Genomic DNA, 13,960 nt, shown 5'->3' on the forward strand with positions numbered 1-13,960 from the left:
CCCCATCCGGAGCCGCGCTTGTACCAGATGCCGTTGGTCTGCTGGGCGTATTTGTTGGCCGTGTTCAGCGTCGACCAGTCGAAGTTCTCGTTCGATACCGGCGACAGGCCTTCGGTGTCCATCCACGATGCGTTGCCGTTCCCCGCACCGACATTGACCGAGGCAGCAAAGGGCACGAGGCCGAATTGCACCGGCCTGTCCACCTGCTTGATCATTGCCGCTTGCAGGGCCAGCGTGTCGACCAGCTGCTTGGCCGCAGTTTTGAGAAGATCGATGCGCTTTTGCCCCGAGCCGGTTCCGGTCGTGGTCATCGATCCGGAATTGTCGAGCACCAGGGCAACTTCCAGCGTGTTCTTCAGACGCACTTCCGAGGAGACGTCGAAGCTGATTTTCTGGTTCGCGTCGGTTTGGGATTTGCCGATGAGCTGGCCGAAGGCAGGAAAGAAATAGGGCTGGTAGTCAAGACGCGCGCTCATCTTGAGCAAGCCGCCGCCGTTGGAGTTGCTCGGCAAGGTGACGTTGAGCGTCGCGTTGGCGGGATCAACGCTGTTGAGGTTGGCGTTGAAGAAGTCGAGCGCATAGGCTCTCAACTGGTCGTCGGTCGCACCTTCCGTCAGCCGTCGCGCCGTGGCGAAGTTGGCGGCATCGAGCGCATTCAACACCGTCTGCTTTTCACGGTTCATCTCGGTGTAGTCGACCGCCATCGCCAGGCCGCCCGTCAGCGGAACCAGCGCAACGACCGTCATAAGAGCATAGTTGCCGCGTTTGTCGCGGCAGAACCGACGCCAGAGTTCATGCATGTCTTGCTGCGGCCCCCGCCGGCGGATTCTTGATCAGGCGCCAACTTTCCACAAAACGCTGAAGGACGGGTTTGGGAAACCGCTCGATTGCTTGGTCCGCGCTTCACCAACCGCTAACCAATCCGGCATCCGGGCGAAAGCTGGTGACAGGCCGGGGCGGTTCGGTTAATCGGAACCGGCTGCGGCGAACCGTCGGCCGCGGCGCTCGCAATGATCATGACTGAAGGAAACGGAATGGCGGATTCGCCTGAAATCATCGGCTCGCTCGAAGACGTGTCGAAGCCCTATTCGGCAATCCTGTGCGATGTCTGGGGCGTGGTGCACAATGGCGAGACGCACTTTCCTGTCGCGGCCTCGGCGCTGGCGAGGGCTCGCGAGGCGGAAATCCCCATCGTCCTGATCACGAATTCGCCGCGCAGAAGTGCCGATGTCGTGGCGCAGATGAACGCGATCGGCGTCCCGCCATCAGCCTACGACCGTGTCGTGACGTCAGGCGACGTGACCCGCGACCTGATAGCCGAAGGCCCCCGAAAGATCTTCCATATCGGCGCCGACCGCGATTTCACTCTCTACGACGGTCTCGACGTCGAACTTGTCGAGGAATTCGAGGCGTCCGGCGTCGTCTGCACCGGCCTGTTCGATGACGAGGTCGAGAAGCCCGAGGACTATACGGAGCTTCTGCGGCGGCTGCGCGCCAGGAACCTGCCCTTCATCTGTGCAAATCCCGATATCGTGGTCGAGCGCGGCGAACGCATCATCTGGTGTGCCGGTGCGCTGGCACGCGACTATGCCCAGCTCGGCGGCCGCACCTTGATCGCCGGAAAACCTTACGCGCCGATCTATAACGTCGCGATGAAGGAGGTTGCCGAGATTCTTGGCCGGCCGATCGAGCGTTCGCAGGTGCTGGCCATCGGCGACGGCATGATGACCGACGTGAAGGGCGCGGTCGACAATGGTTTCGACGTTCTCTACGTGTCCGGCGGCATCCATGCGCGCGACTATGGCGATGCATTACAACCCGATCCAGCAAGGCTGGCGACCTTCCTGGAAAAGCATGGATATCGTCCGGTGGCTGTCATTCCCAGACTGCGGTAGGTGACGATGGCGGCCCTCCAGCACATTTTGGCAACCGCGTCGCTGCCCGCCGATTTGCGTGGCGGCGTGGTGGCGATCGGCAATTTCGACGGTGTCCACCGCGGCCATCAGACGGTGCTCGAGCGAGCCCTGGCCGAGGCCGGTCGGCGCCAGGTGCCGGCCCTGGTGCTGACATTCGAACCGCATCCGCGCAAGGTCTTCAAGCCTGACATGCCGTTGTTCGTGCTGACGCCGCCGCCGATGAAGGCGAGGCTCCTGTCGTTGCTGGGTTTTGCCGCGCTTGTCGAGCAGCCGTTCACGCGCGACTTCGCCTCGCTGTCGGCGGAAGCTTTCGTGACCGACGTGCTGGAAAGGAACCTCGGCATTACCCACGCCGTGACCGGGTTCGATTTCCATTTCGGCAAGGACCGTCAAGGCGGCCCGGCCTACCTGATGGCGGCCGGCGAGCGTCATGGCTTCGGCGTCACGCTCGTCGACGCCTTTCGTGACGAGGGCCACGAGGTGGTTTCGTCGAGCCGCATCCGCGGCTTGCTAAGCGAGGGCGCGGTCGCCGAGGCGGCCGGATTGCTCGGCTATCGCTTCACCGTCGAAAGCGAGGTTGTGGGAGGCCAGCGGCTCGGCCGCACGCTTGGCTTTCCAACCGCGAACATGAGGCTTTCCACTGAAGCTGCGCTCAAGGAGGGCATCTACGCCGTCCGCTTTCGTCGCGCCGATGGCACGCTTCACGACGGTGTCGCCAGCTTCGGCCGCCGCCCGACCGTCGACGACAACGGCGCGCCGCTGCTGGAAACCTTCGTCTTTGATTTCTCAGGCGACCTCTACGGCGAGGTCTGCCAGGTTTCCTTCTTCGGTTTCCTGCGCCCGGAGGTGAAGTTCGAAGGGCTCGACGCGCTGGTCGCGCAGATGAAGCACGATGAAGCCGAGGCGCGCGCGCTGCTTGCCAGCGTCAGGCCGCTCTCCGAACTCGACGCGGCCATGGCCTTCTAGGCATGGTCCCGAAAAGTGGGAACCGGTTTTCGGACAAGATCATGCCCAGGCAAGAAGCATGGTCCCGAAAATGGGAACCGGTTTTCGGGCAAGATCATGCCCAGGCAAAATTTACTTTTTCAGCGCCAGGCCGACGGCGATGAAGGTCCAGCCCTGGAAGATCAGGTCGATCGCCAGAAACAGCCCGAGCACCCACAGGCTGTTGACGGGCCAGCCCATGGCGATGATCAGGCCGGCAAGCGCGCTGATGACGCCGGCGGCGACGATCCAGCCCCAGCCAGGTTCCGGCCTGTGGCTGTAGCCGACCCAGGCCCGGAGCACCCCGGAAGCGATCAGCGCGATCGCCAGCAGGAACGTCAATACCGCCGAAGCGAGCAACGGATTGTCGAAGGCGAAAAATCCGGCGATGGCATAGAGCAGTCCGCTGAGCAGCCAGTAGAAGAAGCGGCTCCAGGTCTTGACGCCGAAGGCATGCACGATCTCGATCACGCCGGCCATCAGCATCAGCCAACCCACGACATAGACCGAAGCCACGGTGGCGATGAACAGATTGCCGAAGGCAATGCCGCCGAAGATGAGCAGCAGCACGCCAAGCGCGACGAACCACCCCCATTTTGTCCGTGTCTGTTCCATCGCGGTTCTCAAGGCGTCGCCATGCAGGGTCATTGTCGCGGTCTCCATCTGGGGCTGCGGGATACTGCCAGGCGGAGGTTAATCCCGGCGCTTGCCAACGTCCAGTCGATGGCCGAAAGCTGCAGCGCTCCAACCAGCGATCGGACGTCTCGCATTTAAATCAAATTTTACCAAACGGCCTTCAAAGCTGTCATCGGGAAACAGTGCGCGTTGTGTTAGTGGAGTGGCCATGAGTCCGGTCGGAAGAATCTCTGTGGTGTTGGCCGCTGCGCTGCTGGGTGGCGCGGGCGCAGCCAATGCGGGCGAGGGCAGCTGGCTGTCCGGCGACTGGTATCTGACCGTTGGCGCAACCGGCATGATCGCGCCGGACTTCGAGGGCGGCAAGAAATACCTGCTCAGCGCCTCGCCGATCATCTCGCTGGGCAAGGCCGGACCGGCGGCCCGCTTCACGTCGCGCAACGACAACATCTCGCTGGCCTTGATCGACGATGGCGGCGTTCGCGCCGGCGTGACCGGCAAGTTCCTGTTTTCCCGTGATGACGACAATGCCGATGAACTGAAGGGCCTCGATCCGGTGCGCTGGGGCGGCGAGGTCGGCGGCTTCTTCGAATTCTATCCGACCGACTGGCTGCGCGCACGCGCCGAGCTGCGCCACGGCATCCGCGCCCATAACGGCTTTGTCGCCGATATCGCCGCCGACGCTTTTTATGATGTCACGCCAACTGTCCGGATTTCTGGGGGACCGCGTGTGTCCTTCGCCTCGGAAAAATATTTCGATGCCTATTATGGCGTCGACGCACAGGAGGCCGTGGCCTCCGGGCTCAGCGAATATCATCCCGGCGGTGGCCTGAAGTCGACCGGCCTCGGTGGCGCGATAACCTGGAAGGTGACGGAGCCGATGACCGCCAGCCTGTTCGGTGAATATTCGCGCCTGATGGGACCGGCGGCCGATTCCAGCCTGGTCAGGGAACGCGGCGACCGCAATCAGTTCATGATCGGCGTGTCGACCAGCTATCGCTTCGATTTTACGATGTAACGGAATCGAGCGAGAGACACTTTATTCCTGCGCCTATCTCCGCTAAAAGCCCACCGATGACGAGCTTTTCGCGCCTTCACGCGCTGACCATACGAATTACCGGCCCGGTGTTCCGGGCGGCCTGAGGGGTCGCCGGAGCCGCCGGGAATTTTGCGCGCGGCCTCTCGCGCTTTTTCCAGATCATCAACGCATATCGCCCAAAAGTGGCTTCGGTTTTGGGAAAACGATATGCGTCAAAGCAACGACCTCACGCCCGAGCCCTTCGCGGCCGGGTAATGTAGATGGCAGACCAATGACCGACAAAACGTCCAATAATTCAACAATCGACTATTCCAAGACGCTCTATTTGCCGCAGACGGATTTCCCGATGCGCGCCGGCTTGCCCGAAAAGGAGCCGCTGCTGGTCCAGCGCTGGCAGGACATGGACCTCTACCGCAAGCTGCGTGAGAGCGCGGCCGGCCGCACCAAATACGTGCTGCATGACGGTCCGCCCTACGCCAACGGCAACATCCATATCGGTCACGCGCTGAACAAGATCCTCAAGGACGTCATCACCCGCTCGTTCCAGATGCGTGGCTATGACTCGAACTACGTGCCGGGCTGGGACTGCCATGGCCTGCCGATCGAATGGAAGATCGAGGAGCAGTATCGCGCCAAGGGCAAGAACAAGGACGAGGTTCCGGTCAACGAGTTCCGCCGGGAGTGCCGCGAGTTCGCCGCGCACTGGATCACGGTGCAGGGCGGCGAGTTCCAGCGGCTCGGCGTTATCGGCGACTTCAAGAACCCCTATACGACGATGGCCTTCCATGCCGAGTCACGCATCGCCGGCGAGCTGCTGAAGTTCGCCATGTCGGGCCAACTCTATCGCGGCTCCAAGCCGGTGATGTGGAGTGTGGTCGAACGCACAGCACTTGCCGAGGCCGAGGTCGAGTACCAGGATTACGAGTCCGACACGATCTGGGTGAAGTTCCCAGTCGTCAGCCTGGTCCAGCCGGTCGATGACGGCGTGACCAAACTGACGGAAGGGGCGCTGGATCTGTTGCAGGCCCACGTCGTCATCTGGACGACGACGCCATGGACGATCCCGGGCAACCGCGCCGTTAACTACTCGCCTCGCATCAGCTATGGCCTCTACGAGGTAACAGCAGCCGAGAATGCGTTCGGCCCGCAGCCGGGCGAAAAACTGATCTTCGCCGACGCGCTGGCCGACGAGTCCGCTGCCAAGGCCAAGGTCACCTTGAATCGGCTTCGCAGTGTTTCGCCGCAAGAGCTTGGAAGGCTTACGCTTTCCCATCCGTTCAAGGGTTTTGGCGGCGGCTATGAGTTTCCCGTGCCGATGCTCGCCGGCGACCATGTCACCGACGATGCCGGCACCGGCTTCGTCCACACCGCGCCCGGCCATGGCCGCGAGGACTTTGACGCCTGGATGGATGCCGCGGCGGATTTGCGTGCGCGCGGCATCGACAGCGCCATTCCGTTCACCGTCGACGATGGCGGCTTCTTCACCAAGGACGCGCCGGGATTTGGCCCGGACCGCGAGGGCGGGGCCGCGCGCGTCATCGACGACAATGGCAAGAAGGGCAACGCCAACCAGGCGGTCATCGATGAGCTGATCAAGCGCAACGCACTGTTCGCACGCGGCCGGCTGAAGCACTCCTATCCGCATTCCTGGCGGTCCAAGAAACCGATCATCTTCCGCAACACGCCGCAATGGTTCGTCTATATGGACAAGGATCTCGGCGATGGCTCGACGTTGCGCAGCCGCGCGCTGAAGGCGATCGACGACACCCGTTTCGTGCCCGCCGCCGGCCAGAACCGCATCCGCGCCATGATCGAGGAGCGCCCTGACTGGGTGCTGTCGCGCCAGCGCGCCTGGGGCGTGCCGATCGCCGTCTTCGCCGATGCCGACGGCAATGTGCTGAAGGACGAGGCGGTGAACCAGCGCATCATGGACGCTTTCGAGCAGGAAGGCGCCGACGCCTGGTTCGCCGCCGGTGCCAAGGAGCGTTTCCTGGGCAACCACGATGCATCCAAGTGGAAGCAGGTGATGGACATTCTCGACGTCTGGTTCGATTCGGGCTCGACTCACGCTTTCACGCTGGAGGATCGCCCGGATTTGAAATGGCCGGCCGATGTCTATCTCGAAGGCTCCGACCAGCATCGCGGCTGGTTCCACTCGTCGCTGCTGGAAAGCTGCGGCACCAGGGGCAGGGCGCCTTACGACACCGTCGTCACCCACGGCTTCACCATGGATGAAGACGGCCGCAAGATGTCGAAGTCGCTCGGCAACACCGTCGTGCCACAGGACGTCATCAAGCAGTCGGGCGCCGACATCCTGCGCCTGTGGGTGGTGACGACCGACTATTGGGAAGACCAGCGTCTCGGCAAGAATGTGCTGCAGACCAACATCGACGCCTATCGCAAGCTGCGCAACACCATCCGCTGGATGCTGGGCACGCTTGCTCATGACGATGGCGAGGAGGTGCCGCTCGACAAGATGCCGGAGCTGGAACGGCTGATGCTGCATCGGCTGGCCGAGCTGGATGAGGTGGTGCGATCGGGCTACGACGCCTTCGAATTCAAGCGCATCACGCGCATGCTGCTTGATTTCATGGTGGTGGAACTGTCGGCCTTCTATTTCGACATCCGCAAGGACGCGCTGTACTGCGACGCGCCGTCGAGCGTTAGGCGCAAGGCCTCGGTGCAAGTGGTGCGTCATCTCTTCGATTGTCTGGTCAAATGGCTAGCGCCGATGCTGCCTTTCACCATGGAAGAAGCCTGGCTCGACCTTCATGCGGACGCCGTCTCGGTGCATCTCGACCAGTTTCCGCAAATCCCGGCGGACTGGAAGAACGAGGCGCTGGCGGAAAAGTGGCGCAAGGTGCGGCAGGTGCGACGCGTCGTCACCGGCGCACTGGAGATCGCGCGCGCACAGAAGGTGATCGGTTCGTCGCTGGAAGCGGTGCCGGTCGTCACCATCGACGATGCAGCGCTCGAAGCGGCGATATCCGATGTCGACATGGCCGAGATGGCGATCACCAGCGATCTGGTTATCGCGCATGGCGAGGTGCCGGCTGGCGCCTTCACGCTCGACGACGTCAGGGGTGTCGCCGTCGTGGTCGAGAAGGCCGAGGACCGCGGCCTGGTGAAGTGCGCGCGTTCCTGGCGCTACACCGCCGATGTCGGGCAGGACGTTGCGTTTCCCGACGTTTCGGCTAGGGATGCGGCGGTGCTGCATGAGTTGAAAGCGCTTGGCCGGCTTTGACAGGCCGGCCGGTCAGAATGGCTCTATCGGTGCACAAATGCCACGCCGGGCGCGCGAAAACCGCCCGCGCGTTGCCCTTAACGAGTGGTTGAGGTAAACACGCGAAACTCCGGAAGACAAATTGTCGCCGGATTTCCGTCGCAAGTGCTTGGACGATGGGGACCGGACACAGGGCCGGTGGCAATCGAGAGGCTGTCTAGAGTGGGACTTTTTGGCATGACCGAGAGATATAACGTGCGCCTGGCGCTGCTGGCGCCGCTTGTCGCATCGGGCCTCGCTCTGTCCGGCTGCATGAGCTCTCCGACCTATGGCACCGACAAGACCGCCGGTGAACAGCTGGCCGGCGATATTTCAAGCGCCTTTTCGATCGCGCCGAAGCAAAAGGAACGGATCGACTACAAACCGCGCCCGACGCTGGTCAAGCCGGCACCAGGCCAGAAGGAAGTGTTGCCGGCGCCGCAGGACAGCATCGAGACGGCGAGCGCCGAATGGCCCGAATCGCCGGAGCAGCGTCGCGCCCGCCTGCGCGCCGACGCGACCGCCCATCAGAACGATCCGGCTTATCAGTCAGAGATCGTCGACGACGTGCAGTCCGATCCAGCATCGATCAAGAAGGCAATGGCGGATTCAGGCTCGAGCCACCCGCCGGCGTGGAGCCCCGCGGATTCGGACAAGGGTCGTGCCGCCGAGATCCAGCGCCGCCTTGTCGAAAGCAAGCAGGGCGATCCGAACACCCGTAAATATCTGAGCGAGCCGCCGGTGCAATATCGCGTCGCCTCCGACACCGCGCCGCAGAACGAACTTGGCGAAGACGAGTACAAGAAGGAACGCCGGCTGAAGAAAGAGGCCGAAGGCAAGAAGGGCAGCGGCTGGTTCGACTGGCTGCCGTCCCTGTAAGAACGGGCCACGCTTCGTTGCCTTTGCGGTGCGCCCGGTTCAGTCGCGCCGCTCCCGGAAAAATCCTTTGAGCAGCAGGGCCGCTTCGGTCTCGCCCATGCCCGGATAGATGTCGGGCGCGTGGTGGCAGGTCGTCGAGGCGAAGAAGCGCGCGCCATTGATCACCGCGCCCCCCTTGTCGTCGGCGGCGCCGAAATAGAGCCGGCGCAGCCGGGCGAAGGAAATGGCGCCGGCGCACATGGCGCAAGGCTCCAGCGTCACATAGAGATCATGGCCGGTGAGCCGCTCGCTCGAGAGCTTGCGGCAGGCCTCGCGGATGACCAGCATCTCGGCGTGCGCCGTCGGGTCGGCAAGCTCGCGGGTGCGGTTGCCGGCGCTGGCAATGACTGTGCCGCCGCTGGCGATCACGGCGCCGACCGGCACTTCGCCGCGCAAGGCGGCGGCCTCAGCCTCTTTCAGCGCCAGCGCCATGAAATCCGGCCGCTTCACGCGATCTCCATTCCGATTATCTCCTCGTCACTCGCTGGAGCAAGTCCGCTTCCGAATGAACCGCACTTGCTCCAGGCTTTTGATTTTCGTTTGTCTTTTCGGAAAAAGCCGGTCTCCACTTTTCCCTGACAAACTCTGGTGATCCTGTTATTGAGCGCATAACCCCGAAAATCGGACTCGGTTTTCGGAAATGATCATGCGCCAAATCAAAAGTGCTACAGCGTTCGTTGCGCGCCCCAAAGGATGCGCCACGCTGTAGCAGCGCAAACGGACAAAGGCCACATGGACGACAACAACAAGAAATTCCGACCCAAAAAGGGTCCGGTCAGGAGCGGCTCGAAGGCTGCCGGACCGCGCAGCCGTGATGGCGCCGCCGACAAAGGCGGCAAGCCGTCCTTTGGTACCAAGAAACCTTACGCCCCACGCGGAGATCGGCCGATGGCTGCTGAGGGCGAGCGGCCGAAGCGCGACTTCAAGGGTGGTGACAAGCCATTCGGCAAGGGTCCGCGTCCCGAAGGCAAGCCCTTCGATAAGCGCGAGGGACCACGCAAGCCCTACGCACCGCGCGGCGACCGCCCGATGGCCGCCGAAGGCGAGCGCAAGCCGTATGAAAAGCGCGAAGGACCGCGCAAGCCTTATGCGCCACGTGGCGACCGTCCGATGGCGGCCGAAGGCGAGCGCAAGGCGTATGAAAAGCGCGAAGGACCGCGCAAGCCTTATGCGCCACGTGGCGACCGTCCGATGGCGGCCGAAGGCGAGCGCAAGCCGTATGAAAAGCGCGAAGGACCGCGCAAGCCTTATGCACCACGCGGCGACCGTCCGGCTGCTGCGGCGGCGGAGGGCGGCGAAAAGCGCTTCGACCGTCCCAAGCGCGATTTCAGCGATCGCGCGCCGCGCGACGCCGGCGATCGTCCGAAGCGCGACTTCGCTGACCGCCCCAAGCGCGATTTCGCCGATCGCCCCAAGCGTGACTTCGGTGGCGACCGTCCCAAGCGCGACTTCAGTGATCGGCCGCAAGGGGCATCGGGTGCCGGCTTCAAGCCGCGTCCGCGTTCCGCGGAAGTGACGGAAGAGGCAGGCGAGCGCATCGCCAAGCGGCTGGCCCGCGCCGGCCTTGCTTCGCGCCGCGATGCCGAGGAACTGATCGCTGCCGGCCGCGTCAAGGTCAATGGCCGGGCGCTGACCTCGCCGGCTTTCAACGTCATGCCCGACGACATCATCCACCTCGACGGCATGGAAATCCCGCCGATCGAGCGTACACGGCTGTTCCTGTTCCACAAGCCGGCCGGCGTCGTCACCACCAACCGCGATCCCGAGGGCCGCAAGACCGTCTTCGACGTGCTGCCGGCCGAATTGCCGCGGCTGATGACCATCGGTCGCCTCGACATCAACACCGAAGGCCTGCTGCTGCTCACCAATGATGGCGGCTTGTCGCGAGTGCTCGAACTGCCGGCCACCGGCTGGCTGCGCCGCTACCGCGTGCGCGTCCACGGCAAGGTCGAGGAAAGCGCGCTCGCCGGCCTGCGTGAAGGTATTGCCGTCGATGGCGTCTTTTACGGCGCCATCGAAGCGACGCTCGACCGTGAGCAGGGCACCAATGCCTGGCTGACGATCGGCCTGCGCGAGGGCAAGAACCGCGAAGTCAGGAACATCCTCGGTTCGCTTGGCCTGGATGTGACGCGGCTGATCCGCATTTCCTACGGGCCGTTCCAACTCGATGACCTCGCCGAGGGCCATGTGCTGGAGATCAAGGGGCGGGTGCTGCGCGACCAGCTTGGCGAGCGTCTGGTCGAGGAATCCGGCGCCAATTTCGATGCCGAGATTTCAAAGCCGTTTTCCAACAAGCCGGTGCGGCGCACCGAGATCCGCGAGCCGGAGCCGGAGCGGCCGAAGTTCACCAGAGATGGCGAGCGCCGGCCGATCGGCGAGGGCGGGCTGATCAAGAACCGCAAGCGCCGCGAAGGCAGCCGCGACGAGGCACTAGGCAAGCTGTCGACAAGTCCCGACAGAAGCGCCGGGCCGGAAAAGAGCTATGGTGAGCGCGGCCCGCGACCCGAACGCAGCTTTGGCGACAAGCCCCGTGGCGGCTTTGGCGACAAGCCGCGCGGCAGTTTTGGTGGCAAGCCGGGCGGTGGCAAGAAATCCGAGCGCGAGCAGCGGCCGATCGAGCCGCCTGGCCAGCGCAAGGCCAATGTCTGGATGGCACCGGGCGCGCGGCCGATCGGCAAGGGCAGGGCTGAGGCCGACGCCGCCAAGGCGGCCGACGCCAAGGCGCGCAAGGCGTCGTTCAAGCCGTCCTATGGCAAACCGGCAGGCGCCAAGCCGTTCGGCAAACCGCGTGGCGAGCGTCCGGGCGGCGCCGGTGGCGGCGAACGGCCGCGCAGCGGCCCCAGGGGTCCCAGGACGAAATGAGGCCCGGATTGGAATGAGGCCTAGCGCAAGATGAGAMTCGTCGGCGGTGAGTTTCGCGGGCGTCCCCTGGCGACGCCCCGCAGCAGCGCTATCCGCCCGACGACCGATCGCACCCGCGAGGCCGTCTTCAATGTGCTGGCGCATCGTTTTGCGGAGCAATTGGACGGGGCGCGCGTGCTCGACCTGTTCGCCGGCACCGGCGCGCTCGGCCTCGAAGCGCTCTCTCGCGGTGCCTCCTACGGCGTCTTCATCGAGGAATCGGCGGAAGGCCGTGGCCTGATCCGCGACAATGTCGAGGCCTTCGGCCTGACGGGCCGCACCAAGATATTTCGCCGCGATGCCACCGGCCTTGGCGAGGCCGGCACGCTCGCACCGTTCGGCCTCGTCTTCGCCGATCCGCCCTACGGCAAGGGCCTCGGCGAGCGCGCCTTGAAGTCGGCCAGGGCCGGCGGCTGGCTTCGTCCCGGCGCGTTGTGCGTGGTCGAGGAGGCGGCTGTGGCGCCCTTCGAGCCGGGTCCCGGCTTTTCCGTGCTGGATGAACGCAACTACGGCGAGACGGTGATCCGGTTTATCGAGGTTGCGTGATGCACCTTGCATCGATGCCGGCCTCTTTGCCGCCGCCTTTGCCGGCAACATGACCAACAATTCACTATGCTGTCGCCAGCGCCTTGCCTATCGTCCTGCCTGGAAATCGGAGCCATTAATGACATCTAGGATTGAATGGCTGCGCGCAACACTGCTGGCGACATCGCTGGCTATCACTATGACCGGCCCGGTCCTGGCCGACAGCACCGTGTTGGCCAACGCGACACCGGACGCATTCAAGGTGACGGATTTCCTGCTCGACAACGGCATGGAGGTGGTCGTCATCCCCGACCACCGTGCGCCGATCGTCACCCACATGGTGTGGTACAAGATCGGCAGCGCCGACGAGCCGCCCGGAAAATCCGGCATCGCCCATTTCTTCGAGCACCTGATGTTCAAGGCGACGACCCACCATGTGGCCGGCGAGTTCGACCGCGCCATCTCCGACATCGGCGGCTCCAACAACGCCTTCACCTCCTACGACTACACTGCCTTCCACGAGACAGTGGCGCCGTCGGCGCTCGAGCTGATGATGAGTTTCGAGGCCGACCGTATGCGCAACCTCATCCTCACCGACGACGTCATCAAGACCGAGCGCGACGTTATCCTCGAGGAGCGCCGCTCGCGCATCGACAACAATCCCGAGGCCGTGCTGGACGAGGAAGTCGACGCCACGCTGTGGCAGAACCAGCCTTACCGCATCCCGGTCATCGGCTGGATGCAGGAGATGGAGCAGCTGAACCGCACCGACGCCACCGCCTTCTATGACAAATATTACCGGCCCAACAACGCCGTGCTGATCGTGGCCGGCGATGTCGAACCGGACACGGTGCGGGCACTGGCCGAGAAGACCTATGGCAAGGTGGCGCGCGGCCCCGATCTGCCGCCGCGCATCCGCCCGGTTGAACCCGAGCAGAACACCAAGCGCACGGTCACGCTCTCCGACGCCCGCGTCAGCGTGCCGAGTTTCTCCACGCAGTGGGTGGTGCCGTCCTATCACTCGGGCAAGCCGGGCGAGGCCGAAGCACTCGACCTGCTGGCCGAGATCCTCGGTGGCGGCACCCGCAGCCGGCTCTACCAGGCACTCGTCGTCCAGCAAGGCATCGCGTCCAACGCCGGCGCCTATTTCCAGGGCACCATGCTGGACGACACCAATTTCACCGTCTATGGCGCCCCGCGCGGCGACGCCAAGCTCGCCGATGTCGAAGCTGCGGTCGATGCCGAGGTGGCGCGCATCGCCAAGGACGGCGTCACGTCGTCGGAGCTTGAAAAGGCCAAGGACCGCTATGTCCGCTCGATGATCTTTGCCCGCGACAAGCAGGAGTCCATGGCCAACATATATGGCTCGACGCTGGCCACCGGCGGCAACGTGCAAGACGTCCAGCAATGGCCGGAGCGCATCCGCAAGGTGACAGCAGACGAGATCAAGGCCGTCGCCGCGCGCTATCTGGTGCTCGACCGGTCGACGACCGGCTATTTGCTGCCTCAAGTCAAGGCGGAGAACTGATTTGATGACGAACCAGCATCGCCGCTCTCTTTCTTTCCCCCTTGTGGGGTCCGAAGGACGGGGCGAGGACCGTGGCTCGCCCCAGGGCGGTGGCCGAGCGCAGCTCGGTCGGATGAGGGGTGCTCCCGCTTGGCACCGTCCGTACGCCGTCCAACAYCCCTCAACCGTCTCGGCGCTGAGAGCCGATCCATCGTCTCCCGAAAGGGGAGAAGGAAAAGGCCGGCGCGCTGCCGCAGCGCTTGCAACCCTTTTCC

11 protein-coding genes are annotated in these 13,960 nt (G+C 63.9%); 8 read left to right on the forward strand and 3 right to left on the reverse strand.

Translation table 11 applies throughout. From position 1 onward, the window contains the following. Positions 1-800, reverse strand: an 800-nt coding sequence (locus ACXJ7R_RS12035) for a pilus assembly protein TadG-related protein (RefSeq protein WP_457152028.1), incomplete at its 3' end; no start/stop codon positions are given. A gap of 234 nt (positions 801-1,034) precedes the next feature. On the opposite strand from ACXJ7R_RS12035, the gene ACXJ7R_RS12040 reads away from it, so the two are divergent. Further along, the gene (locus tag ACXJ7R_RS12040; protein WP_167392152.1) at positions 1,035-1,895 is read left to right on the forward strand and encodes a TIGR01459 family HAD-type hydrolase; all 861 of its coding nucleotides are present in this window, start codon (positions 1,035-1,037) and stop codon (positions 1,893-1,895) included. A gap of 6 nt (positions 1,896-1,901) precedes the next feature. Continuing rightward, positions 1,902-2,882 (forward strand): bifunctional riboflavin kinase/FAD synthetase, encoded by a 981-nt coding sequence (locus ACXJ7R_RS12045; RefSeq protein WP_457152029.1) that lies wholly within the window; start codon positions 1,902-1,904, stop codon positions 2,880-2,882. Positions 2,883-2,993: 111 nt separating this feature from the next. Here ACXJ7R_RS12045 and ACXJ7R_RS12050 read toward each other — a convergent pair whose 3' ends face one another. Next, entirely contained in the window at positions 2,994-3,548 is a 555-nt protein-coding gene (locus ACXJ7R_RS12050) for an HdeD family acid-resistance protein (protein ID WP_457152030.1), read from the reverse strand. 196 nt (positions 3,549-3,744) lie between these two features. Here ACXJ7R_RS12050 and ACXJ7R_RS12055 point away from each other — a divergent pair, with 196 nt between their 5' ends. From ACXJ7R_RS12055 to ACXJ7R_RS12065, 3 genes are all read left to right on the forward strand, one after another. Beyond that, complete coding sequence (locus tag ACXJ7R_RS12055; RefSeq protein WP_457152031.1) at positions 3,745-4,551, forward strand: MipA/OmpV family protein; 807 nt, start codon at positions 3,745-3,747, stop codon at positions 4,549-4,551. Between the two features lie 292 nt (positions 4,552-4,843). Next, complete coding sequence (ileS, locus tag ACXJ7R_RS12060) at positions 4,844-7,816, forward strand: isoleucine--tRNA ligase (protein ID WP_457152032.1); 2,973 nt, start codon at positions 4,844-4,846, stop codon at positions 7,814-7,816. Between the two features lie 216 nt (positions 7,817-8,032). After that, complete coding sequence (locus ACXJ7R_RS12065) at positions 8,033-8,713, forward strand: hypothetical protein (protein WP_457152033.1); 681 nt, start codon at positions 8,033-8,035, stop codon at positions 8,711-8,713. A gap of 39 nt (positions 8,714-8,752) precedes the next feature. Here ACXJ7R_RS12065 and ACXJ7R_RS12070 read toward each other — a convergent pair whose 3' ends face one another. After that, positions 8,753-9,202, reverse strand: a complete 450-nt coding sequence (locus ACXJ7R_RS12070) for a nucleoside deaminase (RefSeq protein WP_095085992.1) — start codon at positions 9,200-9,202, stop codon at positions 8,753-8,755. Between the two features lie 282 nt (positions 9,203-9,484). On the opposite strand from ACXJ7R_RS12070, the gene ACXJ7R_RS12075 reads away from it, so the two are divergent. The 3 genes from ACXJ7R_RS12075 (at position 9,485) to ACXJ7R_RS12085 (ending at position 13,706) form a co-directional block, all read left to right on the forward strand. Further along, positions 9,485-11,614, forward strand: coding sequence for a pseudouridine synthase (locus tag ACXJ7R_RS12075; RefSeq protein ID WP_457152034.1), 2,130 nt, complete (start codon positions 9,485-9,487; stop codon positions 11,612-11,614). Between the two features lie 30 nt (positions 11,615-11,644). Then, positions 11,645-12,199, forward strand: a complete 555-nt coding sequence (gene rsmD, locus ACXJ7R_RS12080; RefSeq protein ID WP_457152035.1) for a 16S rRNA (guanine(966)-N(2))-methyltransferase RsmD — start codon at positions 11,645-11,647, stop codon at positions 12,197-12,199. Positions 12,200-12,317: 118 nt separating this feature from the next. Further along, positions 12,318-13,706: a M16 family metallopeptidase gene (locus ACXJ7R_RS12085; protein ID WP_457152036.1), complete on the forward strand. Its 1,389-nt coding sequence runs from the start codon at positions 12,318-12,320 to the stop codon at positions 13,704-13,706. The last annotated feature ends 254 nt before the right edge of the window (positions 13,707-13,960 follow it).

Source organism: Mesorhizobium sp. P5_C1 (genome assembly GCF_054049815.1).

Excerpts from the sequence above, each read along its gene's own strand:
- ACXJ7R_RS12040 (WP_167392152.1), top strand. The coding sequence starts at position 1,035 with ATGGCGGATTCGCCTGAAATCATCGGCTCGCTCGAAGACGTGTCGAAG.
- ACXJ7R_RS12045 (WP_457152029.1), top strand. The coding sequence starts at position 1,902 with ATGGCGGCCCTCCAGCACATTTTGGCAACCGCGTCGCTGCCCGCCGAT.
- ACXJ7R_RS12050 (WP_457152030.1), bottom strand. The coding sequence starts at position 3,548 with ATGACCCTGCATGGCGACGCCTTGAGAACCGCGATGGAACAGACACGG.
- ACXJ7R_RS12055 (WP_457152031.1), top strand. The coding sequence starts at position 3,745 with ATGAGTCCGGTCGGAAGAATCTCTGTGGTGTTGGCCGCTGCGCTGCTG.
- ileS (WP_457152032.1), top strand. The coding sequence starts at position 4,844 with ATGACCGACAAAACGTCCAATAATTCAACAATCGACTATTCCAAGACG.
- ACXJ7R_RS12065 (WP_457152033.1), top strand. The coding sequence starts at position 8,033 with ATGACCGAGAGATATAACGTGCGCCTGGCGCTGCTGGCGCCGCTTGTC.
- ACXJ7R_RS12075 (WP_457152034.1), top strand. The coding sequence starts at position 9,485 with ATGGACGACAACAACAAGAAATTCCGACCCAAAAAGGGTCCGGTCAGG.
- ACXJ7R_RS12085 (WP_457152036.1), top strand. The coding sequence starts at position 12,318 with ATGACATCTAGGATTGAATGGCTGCGCGCAACACTGCTGGCGACATCG.